Below are 22081 nucleotides of genomic sequence, written 5' to 3' on the forward strand. Positions count from 1 at the left end.
GTGATAATTTTTGTTTTCCGATGAAAGGTGGGAGCGAAGAGATGATGAATGTACCGCTGTTAGTGTCATCGATGCTGGAACGGGCGGAGCGGCTGTTTCCCGAGAAAGAGGTTGTTTCTAATACGGATGTGGGGATCTTCCGATACAATTATGCGGAGATGGGGCGTCGCGCTCGAAGGCTGGCCAGCGCACTCCATCAATTGGGTGTGAGGAAGGGAGATCGGGTGGGGACCCTGGCGTGGAACCAATATCGCCACCTGGAGGCTTATTTTGCCATCCCAGGGATGGGGGCGGTGCTTCATACAGTCAATATTCGTCTCTCTCCCGAACACCTCGTCTATGTAATCAACCATGCCGGGGATAAGGTGCTCTTGGTTGACCAGGATTTATGGCCGAAGGTGGAAGCGGTCCGGGACCGGCTGCAGACGGTAGAAACCTTTGTGGTGATGACTGATCAATCCCTGCCCGACACATCGGTGGAGCGGCTCTATTCCTATGAGGAACTTTTGAAAAAAGGGGAGCCGGACTTCCCCTTTCCCCGTGACCTGGACGAAAATGATCCGGCCGGGATGTGTTATACCTCTGCCACAACTGGAAAACCAAAAGGGGTGGTTTATACTCAACGGAGTATCTACCTGCACAGTATGGCTCTGGGGCTCGCTGATGTACTCGCCCTGTCGGAAGCGGATACCTGTTTATCGGTGGTGCCGATGTTCCACGTCAATGCCTGGGGCCTGCCCTTCGCCGCCACCTGGTTCGGCAGTAAACAGGTGTTGCCGGGCCCTCGGATGACGCCGAAGGCCATCGCTGAATTGATCGAATCGGAGAAAGTGACTCTGACCGGAGGGGTGCCGACCATCTGGATCGGTATGTTAAAAGAGCTGGAACAGAGGTCATATGATCTGTCCACGCTGCGAACCCTTCTTTTTGGTGGATCGGCGGCGCCGAAGGAGATGATCCGCGCTTACGAAGAAAAGTATGGGGTGCCTGTCCTTCATGCTTACGGTATGACGGAGACCAGTCCGGTGGTTTCTGTCGGTCGTCTGAAAAGTCATCAGCAGGGGTGTACCCCGGAAGAGAAACTGGAGTTGAAATCGAAACAAGGTTTGCCTGTCCCAGGTGTGGAGATCCGGGTGGAAGGAACCGACGGTGAAGTGGCCTGGAATGGGAAAGAGATCGGGGAGTTGCTGATTCGCGGTCCTTGGATCGCCGATGCGTATCATCAGGATGAGCGGAGTGGGGAAACGTTTCAGGATGGTTGGCTGCACACGGGGGATATGGTCACTGTGGATGAAGAAGGAGCGATCAAGATTACGGATCGGAAAAAGGACCTGATTAAAAGTGGCGGGGAATGGATCAGCTCCGTCGATCTGGAGAATGCTTTGATGGCTCACAAAGATGTTTTTGAAGCAGCAGTAGTGGCTATTCCTGACCCGAAATGGCAGGAGCGACCCGTCGCTTGCGTCGTACTGACGGAAGAGGGCCGAGGGCGGGTGAATGAAGAGGAGCTGTTGGAGTTTTTAAGGCCGCAAGTGGCCAAGTGGTGGCTGCCTGATAAAATGATCTTTATGGACGAACTTCCCAAAACCTCTGTCGGCAAATTTTTAAAACGGGCCTTGCGGGAAGAGCTGGTGGAGCGTTTCGGCCTAAAGCAGTCGGTGGAGTAACCGATGAAAAGCGATCCCAAGGTCGCACCTTTAAAAAAACTTTTATGAAAAAGGTTTTAATGCTTCAGCGTTGAGGAAAAAGAAAGATGGACGAAAAACAGTTGAATTGGAGGTTCGCACCTTGGCTAAAGTATTGATTTTAACCGGTGATGCGGCGGAAGCCTTGGAAGTCTTCTACCCTTATTACCGTCTGTTGGAAGAGGGTCACGAAGCGGTGATCGCCGCGCCGAGTAAGAAAAAATTGCAGACAGTGGTTCATGATTTCGTCCCGCCGATGGAAACCTTTACTGAGCGGATGGCTTATGGCTTGGATGCTCATGTCTCCTTCGATGATGTCAACCCTGCCGACTATGATGGGTTGATCATCCCCGGCGGCCGCGCGCCGGAGCATATCCGGATGCATCCGCGCGTACCGGAAATCGTGAAGCATTTCTTCGACGAGAACAAACCGGTGGGGGCGATCTGCCATGCGGCCCTCGTCTTTGCCGTTGTTCCGGGAGTGACCCAGGGACGCGAGTTGACCGCCTTCGGCAATTGCCGACCAGAGGTGGAACAAGCCGGTGGTAAATATATTGACGAAAACCTTCATACCGAAGGCAATCTGGTTTCCGGACAAGCCTGGCCGGATTTGCCCGGCTTTATGAAGGAATTCCTGAAGCTGATCAATCAGTGATCGCATAGCTTCTGCCCCCGCCTGATAGGCGGGGGTTTTCTTTTGCCTTAGATTCCCTCCCGCACATCTTCACAAATCTGTTACAATAATTATGTGAGAGGCTAATGTAGGGAGTCTGTTATATTTGTAATGGCCGGACTTTTCATTATCATGTAAACAAACAGTTGCCTCTTAATCTGATACGGTTTTGGGGAGGGAAACCATGGCAGATTTAAACCAGAACGCGGATTCTGCTGAAATGCAGTTGGCGGATTCTGCTGAAATGCAGTTGAAGGAAGCAGCTGGAAGAAAGACTGTAGAGAACCTGGATTTTCGATTGGGGGCTTTCGGTGCCTCGGTGCCGATGTTATTTTTTGTCATCTGGGCGGTGACGACCAGTCTGCTGGATATTACCTCGGAGTTGGGTCTGGTTTTGGGAGCAGTGATCGGCCTCGCCCTCGGCCTGTTTCTGTCAAAGAGCAAATGGGCCGATTACGCCCAGGGGATTTTTGACGGTATGGCCCAACCCGTCGGGGTGATCGCCATCGTGGCCTGGTTCTGGGCGGGAATGTTTGCCCAGGTGCTCCAGACCGGAGGGTTGGTGGAAGGCCTGGTATGGCTCGGTAAGATCTCCGGTTTATCTGGCTCGATGTTTGCGGCACTCACCTTCTTGTTGGCTGCGCTATTTTCAACCGCTGTCGGAACCGGATATGGTACGACCGTCGCTTTCTGTACATTGATGTACCCGGCAGGGGTGGCGATGGGGGCGGACCCAGTGATCCTTTTTGCTGCCATTCTCAGTGGTGCCTCTTTCGGGGACAACTTGGCTCCGGTCTCTGATACCACCATTGTATCCGCTGTCACCCAGGGGGCGGATGTTCCCGGGGTGGTCCGATCCCGGGTGAAGTACAGCTTGGCAGCAGCCTTTCCCGCTTTGGTGTTGTTTTCCCTCTTGGGGGGAGGCAGCGGCCAAGGGGTCGATCAGCAAACGGCGATGGCTGCGATGCAGGAATCATCCAACCCTGCTGGTTTGATCCTGTTAATTCCCTTTGCCCTTGTGATCTTTCTCGCTCTCAGGGGGCAGCACCTGATCACCTCGCTCACATGGGGGATCATAACGGCCGTCCCCTTGATCCTGGTGACCCACTTGGGCAGCTTCAGCGATTTTATCCGTTTTAACCCGAATTCGGAAAATGTTGTAGAGGGGGCTCTGGTTGAAGGGATCTCCGGCTATATGAACATGGCCATCCTGATCCTTTTGATCGTGGCCGCGTCCCACTTGATGCGTCTGGGAGGAACGATGAACGCCATCACCGATGTGCTGAATCGTTGGATTCGCGGTGTGGTGCGCCGGGCGGAACTGGCGATCTGGGGAATTGTATCTATTTTGAACAGTTTGATCACTATCAATACCGCCGCGGAAATCGCCGCTGCTCCCTTTGTGAAGGAGATCGGGGAGAAAGAGGGGATTCACCCTTATCGCAGAGCCAATTTCTTGGATGCGATCAGCTCCGCCTTGGGCTATATCTTCCCCTGGGGGGCTGCTCTTCTCCTCGGATGGACGACCATCGGCGACATGACAGAAAAATATGATTGGCTGCCTACAGTCGCTCCGACCGAAGTCTTCCCTTATGTCTTCCATGGATGGTTCCTGGTGCTGGTGATGCTGATTGCTGCCCTCACCGGTTGGGGTCTCCGCTATACAGGGAAAAATGGGGAAGAACTGAAAGAGCGCCCGAAGAAATCTTCATGATCCCAGGGTTTTCCCTTTTGGTAGAAGCGTATTTGCAGATTGCCGACGGATCGCCGTCGGCAATTTTTTATCCCGATTGCCAGCCCGACCAGATTTTTGATAGAGTGGTGCGCAGATTGTGATCACTGGAGGAGAGCCGATGGAGCCTTTATATTGCACCTCCTGGGGCAGGGTGGAGGAATTGAAACGAGTGGAAGGACTGTTGCCCCGGATCGGGGTGAGTGTTTCGGAGTTGCTCGTGTTTGTTCCCCTGGAGCAAAAGCTAGTCCGTGTCTCCGAGACAAAAGAAGAGCGGGTTCCATTGGAGCCGCTCCACCGGGAAATCCATTTTGTGCAAACATTGCCTGATCAACGTTATCTTTTAGTGTCCGCTTTTTCAGGAAATGAGGGGGAACCGAACGCCTTTGTCTATGACCGGGAAGGAAACCGGCTCCACTCTTTTTCCGTGGGTGATGGGGTGGAAGATGTCCAGACGGTGGGTGGCCGGATTTGGATCGGATATACGGAAGACGGGATCAACGGGGAACACCCCCTCAGTCAACAGGGACTGGTCTGTCTCGACCAAGAGGGACACCTTTTGTTTAGTTACCGGCAAGCAGCCCAACGACAAGGGCTTCCTGAAATCTGGGATTGCTACGCCTTTAACGCCTTCCCCAGCGGGGAGACCTGGGTCTACTATTATGCCGATCACCTGATGGCTCGGCTGGATGGCTTTCAAATTCAACAATTTTGGAAGGGAGGTCCAGTGCTCAACTGGCGCTCCCCTCTGAACCGTGCCGGCGGATTTGTCTTACGGAATCGGCAACTTCTCTTTGCCACTCCCCGGCGGGAGGTGTATCGGGCATCCTTGGGACAGAGTTCGCTGGAACGACTGAAGCCAGTCGATCGGGAAGGAAAAGAGATTCGTTTTGATCGATACTGGACAAGGGATTCTCGGCTGTTTTTTATGCAAGGAGCCGACGTTTATCTAGCTGACCTGAATTCCCGCAGATCACTCAACAGATAAGCACCGCCATCCCGGGTTTCGGCCCGGGATGGTTGCGTGAAGCAGGTTTTTGCAGGAGTTTTACTAAAGGAGTCGAAATCCTCTATAATCGGGGATCATGTCTGATCTTGTCGGGCGGCTGAGGTAGCGGTTGAGGTGATCACCTGTGGCGAACCTGAGGCGGGTAGGGACCCTGAAATGAGCCTCGGCCCTGAAGGGAAAAAGGAACGTTTTTCCCAGGGACACGGTGTCGCCGGCGCTGTTTGTGACTGCTGCCTATTGTACGTCGTCATTGGTATCTGAAGATCCCGATGAGGAGATTGGGGTCAGTATGCGGCGGATGGATCAACGGCATCTGACACTACACTCTATCAAGATCCATCCGGACAAATCATTGCATCTATGCGGATCCTGCTGACTTAGCGGTAGTGTGTCGGATTAGCTATGGAAGAACATCTGTCCGGCGATAGCGCCCACAAGCGGGACAGGTGGCCGCAGGGAGGGAAAAATCAGAGCCTTACCGTTGTCGGATACGGGATGAAAGAGGCTAGAGGGCTGAAAACGAGGCCTGGTGTCGATTTTTGCAAAGCCTGTTAACGGCGACTCCGGCAGTACTAACTGCGTGGTGCAATCGCGGTGACGAGAGATGAGATGTCCGCTCCACCAACACCACTTACCGTATTAGGCTCGGGGCTTATTGAAAAAGAGTTTGTCCCATCTTAAATGGGGGGCAAGGGGGAGGTCGAAGTAGGCCTCCTTTCGGTGCGAGCTCTTTTCTTGGACTCAAACATATCCCGGAATATGCGAAATCGACTTATATTTTGTATCCAAAGGAAACAAACTGTCGTCCTTTTAGTAAATGGATGGGTGGAAAACCCCTGCCGTTAGGGGAAACTTTCTGGTTGGCATGAATTTTGCTTAAAATAAAGGGGTGCGGCTGTCCATTTCCATTCCCTCTGTTAAAGGAGCATGTCTATGGACTTCCAATACAGTGATCGAGTACGAAAGCTGATCGATCAACTGACCGATTTTATGGAGGAAGTGGTTTACCCTAACGAGGCTGTCTACATGGAACAGTTGCGGGAGGGTGGAGACCGGTGGCAGGTTCCTCCCGTCATGGAGGAGATGAAAAAGAAAGCTCGGCAGGCGGGGTTGTGGAACCTCTTTCTGCCTGACAGTGACCACGGCGGGGGCTTAAACAACCTGGAGTACGCTCCCCTGTGTGAAGTGATGGGACGTTCCGCGATTGCTCCAGAGGTATTCAATTGCAATGCTCCCGATACAGGAAATATGGAGGTGCTGGAACGGTACGGAACGGAAGAACAAAAACAACGCTGGCTCCGTCCCCTGTTGGATGGGGAGATTCGCTCCTGTTTTTCCATGACGGAACCGGATGTGGCTTCTTCGGATGCTACCAACATGGAAACGACGATCACCCGAGACGGGGATGAATATATCATCAACGGCCGCAAATGGTGGTCTTCCGGCGCGGGAGATCCCCGTTGCCGCATCGCGATCGTGATGGGCAGAAGCAATCCCGATGCTCCCCGGCACGAACAACATTCCATGATCCTCGTGCCGCTGGATACCCCAGGGGTGCGAATTGAGCGAATGTTACCCGTCTTCGGTTATGATCACGCTCCTCACGGCCACGGGGAGATTGTATACGATCAGGTGCGCGTTCCCCGAGAGAATATGATCTGGGGGGAGGGCAAAGGGTTTGCCATCGCCCAGGGGCGCCTCGGACCGGGGCGGATCCATCACTGCATGCGCCTGATCGGAGCGGCGGAACGGGCCCTGGAACTGATGACGGATCGGGTCAAAAAACGGGTCGCCTTCGGCAAGCCCTTATCTGATCAAGGGGTGATCCGGGAGTGGATCGCCGATTCCCGGATCGAGATCGAACAGGCCCGCCTGTTGACATTGAAAGCGGCCTATATGATGGATACCGTCGGAAATCGGGTGGCCCGCAAAGAGATCTCCATGATCAAGGTGGTGGCACCCAATGTGGCCCAACGGGTGATCGACCGAGCGATCCAAGCCTTCGGCGGCGCTGGGGTGAGCGATGATGTGCCTTTGGCCGCCATGTGGGCCAACACGCGCACGCTTCGCCTGGCCGACGGTCCCGACGAGGTTCATCGCCGCGCGGTGGCCAAGCTGGAGCTGGCGGAGCGGGAGAAGGTGATCCGGTGAACCTGCTCCGTGTCTGGATGCGGAAGGAGGAGATCGATCCGGCAAAGCTCGCGGGGGGTGTTGCCGTGGTGATCGATGTGCTCCTGGCCACCACCACCATGTTGACAGCGTTAGATGCCGGCGCCCGGCGAGTGATCCCCGCCGGCAGTCCGGAAGCGGTCCGTCAGCTGAGGCGGCAACTGGGCCGTGGAAAATATCTGATTGGTGGCGAGGATCAAGGACTGCCGGTAGATGGCTTCGATTGCGGCCCTTTTCCCGACGAATTTGGAGCCGATTCCGTTCAGGGACGGGATGTGGTGTTTCTTTCCACCAACGGTACCCGGGCCGTCCATGCTGCCCGCTCGGCGGAGGTGTTGACGGTGGCCTGTCTTCGTAACGTTCCGGCAGTGGCCCGTTTTCTGGATACGGTGGATGCTCCGGTCACCCTGATCTGTTCCGGTTCTGCCGGCCGGGTCTCGTGGGAGGACAGCCTCTGTGCGGCGGCTATTTTGGCCCGATTAAACCGGACGGAACGCCCCCTCAATGATGCGGCGGTGTTGCTGAAAGACTGGGGCAGTCGCCTGACGGATCAATGGCTGGAACATTTGATGAAAGGCCGGGTGGGCCGTTGGTTTATGGAGCATGGGCGGAAGGAGACTCTGCGGTTCGCGGCGCGATACGGCGCGAGCGAAACCGTTCCCCTCCTGCAGGACGGTAGCCTGACAGCTCCACAAACACCCATCTTCTAAAAGGGGAGGCGAACATATATGAGTCGAGATGGGACGATACCGGTCCGCCCGGGAGAGGAGTTGCAGTTGGAGGTGTTGGAACCTTTTCTGCGGGAACGCCTGGAGATACCTGCCGCTCCGCTGGAGGTGTCCCAGTTTCCCTCCGGTGCCTCCAACCTGACCTATCTGCTTCGCGCCGGGGAGTGGGAGGCGGTCCTGCGACGCCCTCCTTTCGGCCCGCTTCCGCCGAAGGCCCACGACATGGTGCGGGAAGCGGGGCTGTTGAAGCGGATTCATCCCGCTTTTCCCCTGGCGCCCGATCCTTTGCTGATTGTGGAGGATTCAGCGTTGTTGGGGGCTCCCTTTTACCTGATGGAGCGGCGTCGGGGAATCGTTCTGGATGACCGTTTCCCCGACGATCTGCCCCATACCCCGGAACGGGGCCGCCAGATCTCCGCTGCCATGGTCGATACGCTGGTCCGGCTGCATGATGTCGATTGGAAGCAGGCGGGACTGGGCGATTTCGGCAAACCGGACGGGTTTATGGAACGGCAGGTTCGAGGATGGATCGGCCGGTATGAAAAGGCGAAAACCGATGAATGGGAAGGGGTGGAGCACCTCTGCCGCTGGCTGACCGACAATGTGCCGACCAGCCCAGCGGCGACGGTGATCCATAACGATTTCAAGCTGAACAACATGTTGCTGGATCCCCGCGACCCGGGTCGACCGATGGCGGTGGTCGATTGGGAGATGGCGACCATCGGCGATCCGCTCTTTGATCTGGCGGTTGCCCTTGGCTATTGGGTGCGGCCGGACGATCCGGAGGAGCTGAGAAATGTATTGCCGACGGTAACTGTGCTGCCGGGCTTTTATTCCAAGGAAGAATTCCTGCAAGCTTATGCGGAAAAGAGCGGCCGCGACGTTTCTTCCTTCCACTTCTATCTTACCTTTGCGTATTTTAAACTGGCGGTTATCCTGCAACAGATATACGCCCGTTGGAAGCATGGGCAGACAAAGGATCCCCGTTTTGCCGGTTTCGGTGAGCGGGTTCGCAATCTGATTCAGCACGCTGATGGATTAGCCCGCGCAGGTCGGTTGTAACTATAAATCAGGAGAGGGGTGCTTTCCATGTATGAAACGATTTTGTACGAAAAGAAAGAGGGCGTGGCAGCAATCACCCTGAATCGTCCCAAGTCCCTCAACGCTTATAACATGCAGATGCACCAGGAGTTGACCCGGGCGATCCATGATGCTGCCGAGGACGATCAAGTGCGATGCATCGTCCTAAAGGGTAGCGGCCGAGGCTTCAGCGCAGGAGCGGACCTCAGCGTCTTCAAGGGTACGGAGAGCCCCGATTACGGCGCTTTTCTGCGGGATACCTACAACCCCTTGCTGATGCGGATGGCCGAGGTGGAAAAACCGATCGTAGCGGCTCTTCACGGCCCTGCTTTCGGTGCCGGCCTCAGTCTGGCTCTGGCCTGCGATTTCCGAATCGCCGCGGACAACGCCACTCTCTGCATGGCCTTTATCAATATCGGTTTGGTTCCCGATGCCGGCGCTTCCTTTTTCCTACCGCGGATCGTCGGTTACAGCCAGGCGCTGGAGATGGCCATGTTGGGAGAAACCTATACTGCCGACCAGGCAAAATCCATGGGAATGATCAATCGCGTCGTACCCGCCGCGGAGTTGGAATCGGCGACGAAGGAGTTTGCCCGCCGGCTGGCCCAGGCTCCTACCCGAGCGCTAAGCGGCATTAAACGCAACTTTTTGAAAAGCTTTGAAAAGGATCTGCCGGCGCTCTTAGAAGCGGAAGCCCGGGAGCAGAGTGCCTGCGGCCGCAGCGTCGACCATAGCGAAGGCGTGACCGCATTCTTTCAAAAACGAACCCCGACATTTACCGGACGCTAACACCTTGTGGAATCCCATCTTACTCACATCGAAAAAGGAGGAACCGCAATGGGGAATCGCTTACAAAACCGGGTGGCAATGATCACAGGGGCGAGCCGCGGCATTGGTAAAGGAGTGGCCCGCCGTCTGGGACAGGAGGGAGCCAGTGTCTCCCTTTTGGATATTGCCGAGGAAGATTTGCAAGAAACAGCCAAGGAACTGGAATCTGAAGGGATCTCTGTCTTTTCCGCTCAGGTGGATGTAACCGATCCGGAACAGGTGGAGTCCGCTGTCAGCCAAACGGTGGAACGCTTCGGTCGTCTGGATATTTTGGTGAACAACGCTGGTGTGATTCGGGACAACCTTTTGTTTAAGATGACAGACGAAGATTGGCAGACGGTGATGGATGTTCATCTAAAGGGGTCCTTCAACTGCAGCCGTGCGGCACAGAAGGTGATGGTGGAGCAGAAGTACGGTCGAATCATCAACCTCTCCTCCACCTCGGCTCTGGGCAATCGAGGACAAGCCAACTATTCCGCAGCCAAAGCGGGGTTACAGGGTTTCACGAAAACCCTGGCCATTGAACTGGGTAAGCTGGGCATCACCGTCAACGCCATTGCTCCCGGATTTATCGAGACAGATATGACCCGGGCGACAGCGGAGAGGATCGGTGTTTCCTTCGACGCTTTTGTGGAGGAGATGAAAAAACGGATCCCGGTTCAACGGAGCGGTCAACCGGAGGATATCGCCAACGCTGTCGTCTTTTTCGCCGAAGAGAACTCCTCCTTTGTCAATGGACAAGTCCTGTATGTAGCCGGAGGGCCAACTGACTAAAGGGGTGATAGCTGATGTGGGAAAAATGGATTGGCCAGCGATCCAAACCGGTAACCAACCCCATCGAGCGGGGAGCCGTAGCTAAATTTGCCCAGGCGATCGGGGATGATTCCCCTCTCTATACCGATGAAGAAGCAGCCAGGAAGTCGGTTCACGGACGGCTGATCGCACCGCCCACCTATCCGATGATATTGGATTACGGGCAGATCGAAGGACTGAAACTGCCGGAAAGCGGATTGATTCACGGGGAGCAGCAATTCGACTACCGCCGCCCCTTGTATGTGGATGAGAAAGTCACCTGTTACGAGACGCTGCGGGATGTGAAGGTAAAACAAGCGCGCAGTGGAGAGATGACCATCCTGGTGATTGACAGAGTAGGTGAGGATTCCGAAGGGGAAAGGATCTTTACCAGCACGCTCACCATCATCGTGACGGAAGCGGTAAAGCGGAGGTGGATGGCTTCATGATCACAGAGGTTTTTGACTTGAGCGTCGGTCAGGAGATTCCCTCCCGCACCTTGCCGCCGGTGACCCGTTTGGACCTGATCAAATACGCCGGTGCTTCCGGTGATTACAACCCGATCCACACCATTGACGAAGCGGCAGAAAAGGCGGGACTGCCCGGTGTGATCGCCCACGGGATGTTAACCATGGGTCGGATGGCCACGCTGTTTTCTCCGTACCTGGAGCGGGGATTTATCCGCAAGTTTACCACCCGCTTTAAAGGGATGGTCTTCCTCGGGGATGAGATTACCTTGAAAGCGGTACTGGTGGACAAGCATGGAGATACCGCCCGCTTTGATGTGACCGCGGTCAATCAGAAAGGGGAAACCGTCACCGCTGGTCAGGTGGAATTTTGTGTGCGGAACAAATGAGGGTTCATGGTAACAAAGCTTCGGTGTAAACAGGTACACCGGGGCTTTGTTTCCATAAGAAACAAAATCCTTTGACGGCGTGGTATCCTTCTGAAACAATGGATGTAAAAGCGGTTTCATGGAGGAACTCATGAAAATTAGTGATCACAAACGCGCCGTCTTGTTGGAAAACCTGGAAAAGATATTGGATTATTTGGATGAGATTTTCCTGTTTATTGCCCCAGACACAAAAATTTTGTACGCCAATGCCACCTATTCCCGCTTTATGGGAATCCCTCGGGATAAGGTAGTGGGCCGTTTCTTGCGGGATGTGGAGCCACATTCCCGAATGATCGATGTGTTGGAGTCGGGGCGGCCGGTTTTTCAAGATTACTCCTATGTGGAGTCTGTAGACATGGAGGTGGTCGGCAATGCGTTTCCGGTCTACAACGGAGATGAGATGATCGGGGTGATGGCTATCTTTCGCCCCATTTCTGTCTACTCGACTCCGATTTCCCCCGCTCCCTTACGGGAGGCAGAGGGGGACAAGCAGGATCCCTTCGCACAGCTGATCGGAGAGAGTCGGAAATTAAGAAATGTGATCCGCATCGCCCGTAAAGTGGCGCAGACGGACACTACCGTCTTATTGCGCGGTGAAACAGGGGTTGGAAAGGAATTGTTCGCCCGGGCCATCCATCAAGCCAGCCCCTTTTCCGATGGCCCCTTTGTTGCTCTCAATATGGCCTCGATCCCGGAGAGTTTGCTGGAATCAGAGTTATTCGGGTATGAACCCGGGGCCTTTACCGGGGCCAAAAGCGAGGGGAAAGCGGGTTTGATCGAATCCGCACAGGGAGGGACGCTGTTTCTGGACGAAATGGGTGAAATCAGTCCGATGCTGCAGACCAAATTGTTGCGGGTATTACAGGAACGAACCGTCACCCGTGTCGGCGGAACCCGTACCCGCAATGTCCGGTTTCGCTTGATCACGGCAACCAACCGGGATTTGGAGAGATTAGTGGAGCACGGTCAATTTCGTCCCGATCTCTATTACCGTATCAACGTGATCCCGATCCATCTCCCTCCCCTGCAGGAGCGGGGTAAAGACATGATTCTGCTGGCGGAGCGGTTCAAGGAAGCGCTGGAAGTCAAACGGAAAGAGCGGAAGGCCTTTTCCCGACGGGTGTTGGAGATCTTTCAAACCTATTCTTGGCCGGGCAATGTCCGGGAGCTGGAAAGCTGTGTCGAATACATGATGACCTTGTCAGAAGGGCGCTTGATGGATGTGCAGCACTTGCCCCCGGCTATCGGCAGTGCAACAGCTGTCGAAAGGGAGGACAGGGAGGGAATGGAGGCGGATCTCCCTTCCACACTCAACCTGCAAGAGGCGGTGGAACATGTGGAACGGAAGTGGATTCGGCGCGCCCTGGCTCAGGCTCAAAGCCGTTCCGAAGCGATCCGTCTCCTGGGGATCAGCCGTAAGGCGTTTTACAGCAAACTGAAAAAATACGGCCTCTCTTAGCCTTCCTTCCAAAATGGGCTAAATGAGAGGAGGCTTTCCCATTCAGCAGAAAACCGTTTAGGGGAAAACACACATCCTAAAAATCCCCTACCAATCAACGCCAGATGGCAAAGCGAGACCGAGAGCGAAGCGACTCAGGCGAGACTTGTGCTGTAAAGTGCAAAGCGAGACCGAGAGCGAAACGGATCAGGCGAGATTGATGCCCATGGGTGTAACGGAACGTCAGGGTACGGAGCGATCAGTAGAACATGGTGACCTGAAGGGGCGCGGGTTGGGGCCGCTTGAGAACAACGGAGAAAGGATGACACCGAATGACCCAGGTGATGGACCTTTTTCGTTTGGATGGAAAAACAGCGATCGTGACCGGTGGAGGCCGGGGCTTAGGCCGATGGATGGCCGAGGGATTGGCGGAAGCAGGTGCCCGGGTGATACTTTGTTCCCGCAAGCAGGAAGCTTGTGAAGAGGTTCGGGATGAGATCCAGTCTCGTGGCAGGGAGGCTGTGGCCCTCGCTTGTGACGTGACCGACAAGAAGGATGTGGAAAGGGTGGTGGCCACCGCCCGGGAAACCTTCGGTCGGGTTGATATCCTGATTAATAACAGCGGGTCCACTTGGGGGGCCTTGGCGGAAGAGATGCCGGAGGATAAATTTGACCAAGTGATGGAGGTCAATGTGAAAGGAACCTTCCTGATGGCTCAAGCAGCTGGGCGGGCGATGATCGAGCAGGGAGAAGGAGGACGGATTATCAATATCGCTTCCGTTGCCGGCCTTGTCGGCGGTCATCCGGATTATATGAATACCGTCGGTTACAATTCCAGCAAAGGGGCAGTCATCACCATGACCAAGGACTTGGCTGTCAGCTGGGCCCGCCATGGGATCCTGGTCAATGCCATCGCGCCGGGTTGGTTCCCCACGAAGATGTCTGGGGGTCTCTTAAAGCATTTTGGGGACAAAATGAAGGAGCATATCCCCCTCCACCGGTTTGGAACAGAAGACGAGTTGAAGGGCCTCGCTGTCTTCCTCGCCTCCCCGGCCTCCTCCTACATCACTGGACAAACCCTAGTCGCCGACGGCGGTGCGACAGCTTGGTAACCCATCGATCATGTGATTGCGAGCTGAGGTAGTCGCTCCATAAAAAGGCGATCCCGAAGCGGGATCGCCTTTTTTTGTGAATTAACGAGTAACAGCCGCATTCTCACATCCAAAAATGTGGCTGTGTTACATGAAATGTTCAACTAACTATTATAATTAACTTCGATCATTTCAAACTGCAGAGTCGGTAATGGTTCTACTCGACCGCGTTTGCACGTTCCATGATTTCCTGGACGATTGAGGTTTTGGCATCCGCGTAGTGTTGCACGTGCCGCCATTCACGCTGAGCCAGGTTACGCTTGACGCGTGCATAATTATCCCGGTCAGATTTATTTGCCCGTAGCCAATCACGAAAGCGCAACATTCGGTCGACCTCAGACGTTCCTTTGCTGAATACATGCAAGTTGATATCTGTATCGGGGCCCTTAAACAATCGGTGCTCAAACCACTCCGGTTCCCGAATACGGAGCTTGTATCCGGCTTTCTCTAAGTCCGGAACATAGGACATCTCGTCCGCAGAATCAGATACAACCAGTAGGATGTCAATGATTGGTTTTGCACATAGGCCCGGCACTGAGGTTGATCCGACATGCTCCACCTGTAATGCCTTGTTGCCGAGTACGGAACGAATTCGAGTAGCCTCCCGGTCGAATAGCTTAGGCCAGCGCGGATCATACTCTATAAGGGTGATATGTGAATTGTGGGGTTTAAGCTCTCCAACCGTCACTTTCTGAAGATCTTCATCACTATTAGGAATGAAATCTGAATTGTCTTGCATCGATGGCATTGAATCTACCTCCTTGTTATCAGTTTTCAAATACCACAGTGTTCGTTAAGTTACAATTTAAACGTCACGACTTTAAACGGCTGCGCTCCACAATCTCCCTCAGTTCCGCTGCCGCGCGCCGGGGCGAGTCGGCGTGGGTGATGGCGGAGATGACGGCGATCCCTGCGGCGCCGGCCTGAATCACTTCCTTTGCGTTATTCCCGTCGATACCACCGATTCCCACGACGGGGAGGGGGTGGGAGACTTTACAGTTAATCCGACGAATCCCCTCAGGGCCGATGGGCTTGCCAGCATCGGGTTTAGAGCGGGTGGCATACATGGCACCTACCCCCAGATAATCTGCTCCCGCTTGGGCGGCTGCTTTCGCTTCCTCGGGGGTTTCTGTGGAGATCCCGATCAAGGCGTTTGTTTCCAGCAAAGGACGCACCTCCACTGGAGGCAAGTCGTCCTGTCCAAGGTGAACCCCGTCGGCATCAAGAATCATAGCGAGGTCGACCCGGTCATTGACGATAAAAGGAATGCGATATTTCGCACAAAGTTCCCGAAGCTGTTTGCCCAGGGAGACCGTTTGGGTCATGGAGAGGGAAGAGTCTTTTTCTCGAAACTGAAACAAAGTGACGCCGCCGGCGATTGCTTCCTGGAGAATCCAGGCAGGATCTCGGCCCCGGCAGTCCTGGCTTCCCATCACCAGATAGAGACGCAGAGCGGAGGGAGATAAAGGCATAGGGGAACCTCTCCTTTCGGAGTGTTTGAATAGGGATATCTGTATTTCACCGCAGACGATTTCACCCTCAGCTGGATGGGATGATCCAAGTACGGATTTCGTCGGAGTGGTTTCGATAGCCCCAATGGTTGGTGGGCCCGTGCCCCTTCCCTAGTTTGAGGGGGTGGCTGATCGCCCGGGTGATGAATGTCTTGGCTGTCTTCACTGCATCGGTCAACGGCTGCCCCTTGGCCAGTTCTGCAGTCACCGCTGCCGAGAAGGTACATCCGGTCCCGTGAGTATGAGGGGTTTGGGTACGGGGGGCGGATAAGGCGAGAAAGGTTTCACCGTCATAGAAGAGATCGGTGGCTGTCTCCCCATCCAGATGCCCTCCCTTGATCACCACTGCGGCGGCCCCCATCTCCCGGATGCGGCAGGCGGCTTCCTTTTGCTTCGTTTCCGTGTCCAATCGTTCTCCGACGAGAAACTCCGCTTCTGGGAGGTTGGGAGTGACCAGTGTGGCCAGGGGGATCAGAGTATCGACAAGAGCATTCCTGGCCGCCTCGTCCAATAGAGAATGGCCGCTCTTAGCCACCATCACCGGATCGACGACCAAGGGGCCTAAGTGGTTTTGCGCAACCTTTTCCGCTATGGTCTCCATGATGGCTACGGTGCCGATCATTCCTGTTTTTAAGGCATCGATGCCGATATCTTCAGTGACAGCATCCAATTGACGAGTCACGGCTTCCGATTCCAATTCATAGATCCCGGTCACCCCCAGGGTGTTTTGGGCGGTGACAGCGGTGAGCGCACTCATTCCAAAAACGCCTAACTCCTGAAAAGTTTTTAGGTCCGCTTGGATTCCGGCTCCGCCTCCACTATCAGAACCGGCGATGGTCAACGCGCGTGGTGCAGTCATCAAACCCTCTCCTCTCCCATTAAAAAAGCCGCCGGTATGCAGCCGGCGGCGCGTGGTCATAAAGTGAGCCAATCTCTCCAGTATCCTGCTGCCTCCGCTGGCATTACCCAGATCAGGTCTAACGGTCGGTGACGGAATTAGTCACCCTCTCAGCCAGGTTCCCCCAGCTCCCATTCTTGATTGTCCCTTATATTATAGATTGGGCCAAGGTGAAGTGGCAAGGGGGAGTGGTCAGACGTTGGCCGGTCGGATGCGGTCGGGCGGGTGTCTATACCGAAAGTGGTGGTGATTCATAAGCTGTAAATGAGCCATCATGCAGGAGGGAGGTTAGACTATGAGCGGAGCGAAAACCAGCAGCCTGTTTAGTCTGTTCGGCATCAAGTGGGCATGGTGGATCGCTATTGCGGTTCTCATCATCCTGTTCTTGTTTTTCGCGTTTTTCTGGTGGTGGGGTGGAGGATTCATCGGACCTTACGGTCCCTACTATTAACCTTCTAATTCCCGGTTCCCTCTCGTCAACCTCCCGTCGTGGAGGTTGTTTTGTTGCCCTTCCAAGCACCTCTTGACTTTCCGGTACATATTGTGACAAGGAAACTCCAGCGGAGGAGGTGAAGGGGGATTGGGACGGATGATTCGGCCGTGGTTTGAGTCCATGTTTTTTGAGGAGATGGGAGAGCTTTGGAACGAATGGCAACGCTTATGGTCCGATTTGGAGCAGACTCGGATGGACTGCCGCTGTGTCGAAACCGATTCCGAGGTGGTCGTCCGCCTGACGATTCCCGAACTCAACCTCGGTCATGAACTCGATGTTCGGGTGGAGGAGGAACGGATTCTTTATTTGACGGGTTACACGGGAGATAAAAAACAGAATCAGATCCAGTTTACCGTCAACATCTACCTTCCGGCTCGAGTGTACGCCGATCGTGTTCAGGCGGAAGTGGATGCGGAGCGGAATCAGTTGACCATCCGGATGCCCAAAAAATCGCCCTCCTGATTTAGGCAGGTGATAGGAGAGCTTATTTGATCGTCAACGGGTGCTGACTTCAAAAAAAGGTGGCCCGGTCTGCGGTTTTCCGGGCCAGAAATAACGGCTTGTGATAAAATAACAGGCAGCCCCGATGATTGAAAGAGGTGTACATATGTCGCAAGGGAAACAAGGCGATTTTAAACAACTATTACGAGAATTGACCGAAGTGGCAGGTCCTCCCGGGCACGAAGGACCGGTGCGTGAACTGATGGGATCCTGGGCTCGCGGGGCCGCCGATGAAGTGACCTCTGATCGCCTCGGTGCGATGATTGCCCGCAAGGGAGAAACCGGGCCGCGAGTGATGGTGGCCGGTCATCTGGACGAGGTGGGCTTTATGGTGACCCGGATTACGGAGGAGGGCTTTCTTCGCTTTCAACCTTTGGGCGGCTGGTGGAGTCAGGTGGTTTCCGCTCAACGGGTAGAAGTGGTGACTGATAAGGGGCCTCTGGTTGGGGTGATCGGTTCCAAACCCCCCCACCTCCTTTCTCCGGAACAACGAAAAAAAGCAGTTCCGATGGATGAACTGTTTATCGATGTCGGAGCCGAAGACCGGGAAGATGCGGAACAAATGGGAATCCAACCGGGAGATGTTGTCGTCCCCTATTCCCCCTTTACGGAAATGGCCAATCCAAAACATTGGTTGGCTAAAGGGATGGATAATCGGATGGGTTGCGCTGTTGCCGTGGAAGTACTGCGCCGGCTACGCGATGTGGATCACCCCAACACGGTGTACGGGGTGGGCACGGTGATGGAAGAGGTAGGCCGTCGTGGGGCCTTTACGGCTACAGCCGCCGTTCAGCCGGATATCGGGTTTGCGGTCGATGTGGGTATTGCTGGAGATACCCCCGGCGGCAACAAAGACCAGGCTCCTGGCCGTCTTGGGGAGGGGCCGCAGTTGGTTCTTTATGATGCCGGCCACATTCCCCATCGCGGATTGGCCCGGCTGATTCAGGATACAGCAGCAGACGAAGGGATTCCGCTGCAGCATGAGTGGATCGCCCGGGGAGCGACAGATGCCAGTCACATCCATCTATATGATCAGGGTGTGCCCACCGTCAGCGTCGGTGTCCCGGCCCGTTATATCCACAGCCACACCTCCATCATTCATCAGGATGATGTTGAAGGTTTGGTCAACCTTTTGGTGGCGGTGATTCGCCGGCTCGATCAGGAAAAAGTGGATGAATTGGTGAGAGGTTGAATGTTTCCGCTCCGTATCAAACGGAGCGGTTCTTTTATTTGTATAAACGTAAAAAAGGCGGATCAGATTCCGCCTTCTTCAAACATCAGGGTTTACGATGGGGACACAGGTGCCTGGGCTTTTTCCCGAGGAATGTTTTGATGCAGGGTTTCCACCATCTGATCTTTTTCCTGCTGGGAACTGTTCTCCCAGATGACTTCAAAAACGACACCCAACCCGGGGAGCAGTTTTTCTTCCCCCTGAATGGAATCATTGATCATGTTTTTCATCTCGTCGGAGCTCATATCCTGGATATTGAAATAAACAGCTCCGCGAATGGGAAAATTCACAGGGACAACCTCCTTTTTAGGTGTAGTTTGGCTCGGATTCAACCGCTTATCCGTATAAGGAAAAACTTGTGTTATAATAACCGCGACTGTTTTCAGTTCAGAGGAGGACTTTTCCATGCCCATGAATAAGCAATTTGCTGTGATCGGCTTGGGGCGTTTCGGTGGGAGCGTCGCCAAGACGTTGCATGATATGGGGTATGAAGTGTTGGCGATTGATCGGGACTCCCAGCGGGTGCAGGATTATGCCCCGATTGTCACCCATGCGGTAGAGGCGGATTCCACCGATGAAAGTGCCATGAAGGCCTTGGGTATCCGCAATTTTGACGTGGTAGTGGTTTCCATCGGGGAGGATATCCAGTCCAGCATCATGACGACGCTCATACTGCAAGAGATCGGGGTGGAAAAAGTAGTCGTCAAAGCGCGAAACGATCTGCATGGAAAGGTGCTGTACAAAATCGGCGCCTACAAGGTGATCTACCCCGAACGGGATATGGGGGTGCGGGTGGTACATAACCTGATTTCACCCAATATCCTGGACTACATCGAGTTAGCCGACGATTACAGCATTATCGAGGTGAGCGCCGGGGAGTTTTTTGCCGGAAAAACCTTGGAGGAATTGGACATCCGAGCCAAGTTTGGATGTAACGTCATGGCGATCAAGAGCGGCAACGATATCAATATCGCCCCCTTGGCGGGGGATCGGATCGAACACGGAGACATCCTGGTCGTGATCGGTCACAATAATGATCTGAAAAAACTGGAGGAACGAGCATAAGGATGAAGATCCAAAGGATTACGTCTGCCCGGAACGAAAAGGTGAAGCGATGGCGGAAATTGAGCACCCGAAAAGGTCGGGAAGAACATGGCTGTCTGTTGATCGAAGGGGAGAAGCTGCTGCAGGAGGCGATCCGGGCTGGCTGGTCAATCCGATCCATCCTGGTCAGCGAAGAGGGAACCCCTCTCCTGAAGCCCTTTGCCGGGAGCGATGTGCCGGTTTATTCCCTGTATGCCTCCACCTTTGCCCAGCTGGTGGATACCCAGTCCCCTCAGGGCATCGCCGCCGAATTGGCCATTCCCGATGAGAGGGATTTCCCTGCGCCAGAGGGGGTGGTCCTGTTACTGGACGCTTTGCAGGACCCTGGCAATCTCGGGTCGATTTTGCGGACGGCGGAAGCCGCAGGGGTGAAGGACCTGTGGCTGGGGGATGGAACAGTCGACCCCCACAATCCAAAGGTGGTTCGTTCCGCGATGGGTTCCCTCTTCCGCTCGCGAATCCGGCGGGGGTCCCTGAAAGAGGCGATCGGAGAATTGAAGCGACGCGGCTATCAGGTTTTGGCCACCTCTCCCCGAGCCGAGAAGGCGCATTTTGATATGGTTTATCCGGAAAAGACCGCCTTTCTCCTGGGCAATGAAGGGAATGGACTCTCCCATGCGGTAGAGGTCCTCGCCGATGAACAGATTCGCATTCCCATGCCCGGCGAAGTGGAGTCCCTCAATGTGTCTGTCACCGCCGGTATTCTCTTATTTGAACGAGTCCGCCAAAAGCGAGCGGCATTCCGCTGAAAGCGGCCTCCCCATTGCAAAGGGACGTCTTTTCGGCTATACTGATGAGCAATACGAATCCATGAAAGGCTATGACGGAGAAAAGTAGTGCCATACGACCTTACAGGGAGGGGGAGCCCAGACTGGAAGCCCCCCAGGAAACGGTGGCACGAAGTTCCCTCCCGAGTCGTCCCCTGAACTCCCCTTTTGGGGGCAGTAGGGGGTTACCGGTTGTGAACCGTTATCCTTTTCACGAAAGGGGGGGACCCTGCCGCCGTTAAGGCTGGGTCGCCCAACCAAGGGTGGTACCGCGAATCTCTCGTCCCTCGGGCGTGGGATTTTTTTATTTATAGCCGGATCACAAGGAGTGAGCCTTACGATGCGAGAGAAACTGGAGAAGCTGAAGCAGGCGGCGGAGGAACAGATTGACGCCGCGTCGTCCCCGGAACAGTTAAAGGAGATCCGGGTGAAGTATTTGGGAAAAAAGGGGGAGATCACATCCATTTTGCGCGGGATGAAGGATCTTTCCCCGGAAGAACGGCCGGTAATCGGCAGTCTGGCCAATCAGGTTCGCGGCCAGTTGGAGGAGTGGATTCAGGAGAAGGAAGAGAGCTTACAGGAAGCCCTTCTGGAGGCCCGCTTGCAAGAGGAATCCATCGATGTAACGCTGCCGGGACGGCCGGAGCCACTCGGTACAGTCCATCCATTAAATGGCGTGATCGAGCAAATCGAGGATATCTTTATCGGGATGGGCTTTGAAGTGGCGGAAGGACCTGAGGTGGAGACGGACTACTACAACTTCGAGGCTCTGAATCTGCCCAAGGATCATCCGGCGAGGGATATGCAGGATTCTTTCTACATCACCCCGGAACTCCTTCTCCGGACCCAGACCTCCCCGGTTCAGGTCCGCTCGATGGAAAGCAAGGAAGGAAAAGTGCCGGTCAAGATTATCTGCCCCGGCAAAGTATACCGGCGGGATGATGACGATGCTACCCACACCCATCAGTTTACCCAGGTGGAAGGGTTGGTGGTCGATCGGGGAATCGCCATGAGCGAGCTCCACGGAACGCTGCTCACCTTTGCGGAGCAAATTTTTGGGGAGAAGCTGAAGAGTCGCCTGCGCCCCAGTTACTTTCCCTTTACCGAACCCAGTGTGGAAATGGATATTTCCTGTGTGCAATGTGGCGGCAGCGGCTGCCGGATGTGCAAACAGACCGGTTGGATCGAGATTCTGGGAGCAGGCATGGTGCATCCCCGCGTACTGGAACGGGGGGGCTACGATTCTGAGCGTTATACCGGGTTTGCTTTCGGCATGGGACCGGAGCGGATCGCGATGATGAAATACGGAATTGACGATATTCGCCATTTTTACACTAACGATCTGCGGTTCCTGCGTCAATTTCAATCCATTTAAGAAATAGCGGAAGGGGAGGGT

23 protein-coding genes, 1 riboswitch and 1 other annotated feature are annotated in these 22081 nt (G+C 54.7%); of the genes, 19 read left to right on the top strand and 4 right to left on the bottom strand.

What is annotated here, in order from left to right; all coding sequences use genetic code 11:
• Positions 1-41 precede the first annotated feature (41 nt).
• The 13 genes from BLP91_RS09225 (at position 42) to BLP91_RS09285 (ending at position 14141) form a co-directional block, all read left to right on the top strand.
• Positions 42-1667, top strand: coding sequence for a long-chain fatty acid--CoA ligase (locus BLP91_RS09225; RefSeq protein WP_091570071.1), 1626 nt, complete (start codon positions 42-44; stop codon positions 1665-1667).
• Between the two features lie 121 nt (positions 1668-1788).
• Positions 1789-2340 carry a DJ-1/PfpI family protein gene (locus BLP91_RS09230; protein WP_091569972.1) on the top strand — a complete coding sequence of 184 codons (552 nt, stop codon included), beginning with the start codon at positions 1789-1791 and terminating at the stop codon, positions 2338-2340.
• A gap of 262 nt (positions 2341-2602) precedes the next feature.
• Positions 2603-4072 carry a Na+/H+ antiporter NhaC family protein gene (locus BLP91_RS09235; protein ID WP_091570074.1) on the top strand — a complete coding sequence of 490 codons (1470 nt, stop codon included), beginning with the start codon at positions 2603-2605 and terminating at the stop codon, positions 4070-4072.
• 139 nt (positions 4073-4211) lie between these two features.
• Positions 4212-5078 (top strand): hypothetical protein, encoded by an 867-nt coding sequence (locus BLP91_RS09240; RefSeq protein ID WP_091569974.1) that lies wholly within the window; start codon positions 4212-4214, stop codon positions 5076-5078.
• Between the two features lie 954 nt (positions 5079-6032).
• Positions 6033-7250: an acyl-CoA dehydrogenase family protein gene (locus BLP91_RS09245; RefSeq protein WP_091569977.1), complete on the top strand. Its 1218-nt coding sequence runs from the start codon at positions 6033-6035 to the stop codon at positions 7248-7250.
• The gene (locus BLP91_RS09250; protein ID WP_091569979.1) at positions 7247-7978 is read left to right on the top strand and encodes a 2-phosphosulfolactate phosphatase; all 732 of its coding nucleotides are present in this window, start codon (positions 7247-7249) and stop codon (positions 7976-7978) included. The genes BLP91_RS09245 and BLP91_RS09250 overlap by 4 nt, the downstream gene beginning before the upstream one ends.
• An 18-nt stretch (positions 7979-7996) precedes the next feature.
• A complete protein-coding gene (locus tag BLP91_RS09255) occupies positions 7997-9058 on the top strand; it encodes a phosphotransferase family protein (protein WP_091569982.1) in 1062 nt (353 codons plus the stop codon).
• Between the two features lie 27 nt (positions 9059-9085).
• A complete protein-coding gene (locus tag BLP91_RS09260; RefSeq protein ID WP_091569984.1) occupies positions 9086-9865 on the top strand; it encodes an enoyl-CoA hydratase/isomerase family protein in 780 nt (259 codons plus the stop codon).
• A 48-nt stretch (positions 9866-9913) separates the two neighbouring features.
• Positions 9914-10678, top strand: a complete 765-nt coding sequence (gene fabG, locus BLP91_RS09265; RefSeq protein ID WP_091569987.1) for a 3-oxoacyl-ACP reductase FabG — start codon at positions 9914-9916, stop codon at positions 10676-10678.
• Positions 10679-10692: 14 nt separating this feature from the next.
• Entirely contained in the window at positions 10693-11145 is a 453-nt protein-coding gene (locus BLP91_RS09270; protein WP_091569990.1) for a MaoC family dehydratase N-terminal domain-containing protein, read from the top strand.
• The gene (locus BLP91_RS09275) at positions 11145-11552 is read left to right on the top strand and encodes a MaoC/PaaZ C-terminal domain-containing protein (protein ID WP_091570076.1); all 408 of its coding nucleotides are present in this window, start codon (positions 11145-11147) and stop codon (positions 11550-11552) included. The genes BLP91_RS09270 and BLP91_RS09275 overlap by 1 nt, the downstream gene beginning before the upstream one ends.
• A gap of 130 nt (positions 11553-11682) precedes the next feature.
• Complete coding sequence (locus BLP91_RS09280; protein WP_176757920.1) at positions 11683-13050, top strand: sigma-54 interaction domain-containing protein; 1368 nt, start codon at positions 11683-11685, stop codon at positions 13048-13050.
• A 311-nt stretch (positions 13051-13361) separates the two neighbouring features.
• Positions 13362-14141, top strand: a complete 780-nt coding sequence (locus BLP91_RS09285; protein ID WP_091569994.1) for an SDR family oxidoreductase — start codon at positions 13362-13364, stop codon at positions 14139-14141.
• Between the two features lie 196 nt (positions 14142-14337).
• On the opposite strand, the gene BLP91_RS09290 is transcribed toward BLP91_RS09285, so the two are convergent.
• The 3 genes from BLP91_RS09290 to thiD form a co-directional block, all read right to left on the bottom strand.
• Entirely contained in the window at positions 14338-14928 is a 591-nt protein-coding gene (locus BLP91_RS09290) for a GrpB family protein (RefSeq protein WP_176757921.1), read from the bottom strand.
• A gap of 64 nt (positions 14929-14992) precedes the next feature.
• Positions 14993-15652 carry a thiamine phosphate synthase gene (gene thiE, locus BLP91_RS09295; RefSeq protein WP_091569997.1) on the bottom strand — a complete coding sequence of 220 codons (660 nt, stop codon included), beginning with the start codon at positions 15650-15652 and terminating at the stop codon, positions 14993-14995.
• 67 nt (positions 15653-15719) lie between these two features.
• Positions 15720-16550, bottom strand: a complete 831-nt coding sequence (thiD, locus tag BLP91_RS09300) for a bifunctional hydroxymethylpyrimidine kinase/phosphomethylpyrimidine kinase (protein ID WP_091569999.1) — start codon at positions 16548-16550, stop codon at positions 15720-15722.
• 72 nt (positions 16551-16622) lie between these two features.
• A riboswitch (TPP riboswitch) is annotated at positions 16623-16734 on the bottom strand.
• Positions 16735-16884: 150 nt separating this feature from the next.
• Between thiD and BLP91_RS16760 the strand changes: the two genes are divergently transcribed.
• From BLP91_RS16760 to BLP91_RS09310, 3 genes are all read left to right on the top strand, one after another.
• Positions 16885-17040: a hypothetical protein gene (locus tag BLP91_RS16760; RefSeq protein ID WP_176757922.1), complete on the top strand. Its 156-nt coding sequence runs from the start codon at positions 16885-16887 to the stop codon at positions 17038-17040.
• A gap of 138 nt (positions 17041-17178) precedes the next feature.
• On the top strand, positions 17179-17544 hold the full coding sequence (locus BLP91_RS09305; protein WP_143003515.1) for an Hsp20 family protein: 366 nt from the start codon (positions 17179-17181) through the stop codon (positions 17542-17544).
• Positions 17545-17689: 145 nt separating this feature from the next.
• Positions 17690-18775, top strand: coding sequence for a M42 family metallopeptidase (locus tag BLP91_RS09310; RefSeq protein ID WP_091570003.1), 1086 nt, complete (start codon positions 17690-17692; stop codon positions 18773-18775).
• 92 nt (positions 18776-18867) lie between these two features.
• Here the strand turns inward: BLP91_RS09310 and sspI are convergent, their stop codons facing one another.
• Entirely contained in the window at positions 18868-19104 is a 237-nt protein-coding gene (gene sspI, locus BLP91_RS09315) for a small acid-soluble spore protein SspI (RefSeq protein WP_091570004.1), read from the bottom strand.
• A 115-nt stretch (positions 19105-19219) separates the two neighbouring features.
• On the opposite strand from sspI, the gene BLP91_RS09320 reads away from it, so the two are divergent.
• From BLP91_RS09320 to pheS, 3 genes are all read left to right on the top strand, one after another.
• Positions 19220-19879: a potassium channel family protein gene (locus BLP91_RS09320; RefSeq protein WP_281220522.1), complete on the top strand. Its 660-nt coding sequence runs from the start codon at positions 19220-19222 to the stop codon at positions 19877-19879.
• A 2-nt stretch (positions 19880-19881) separates the two neighbouring features.
• Positions 19882-20667: a TrmH family RNA methyltransferase gene (locus tag BLP91_RS09325; RefSeq protein WP_091570007.1), complete on the top strand. Its 786-nt coding sequence runs from the start codon at positions 19882-19884 to the stop codon at positions 20665-20667.
• A 62-nt stretch (positions 20668-20729) separates the two neighbouring features.
• Positions 20730-20976: a binding site (T-box leader), on the top strand.
• A 49-nt stretch (positions 20977-21025) separates the two neighbouring features.
• Positions 21026-22060: a phenylalanine--tRNA ligase subunit alpha gene (pheS, locus tag BLP91_RS09330; protein ID WP_091570009.1), complete on the top strand. Its 1035-nt coding sequence runs from the start codon at positions 21026-21028 to the stop codon at positions 22058-22060.
• Positions 22061-22081 lie beyond the last annotated feature (21 nt).

This window comes from Melghirimyces thermohalophilus, assembly GCF_900102685.1.
GTDB lineage: Bacteria > Bacillota > Bacilli > Thermoactinomycetales > DSM-45169 > Melghirimyces > Melghirimyces thermohalophilus.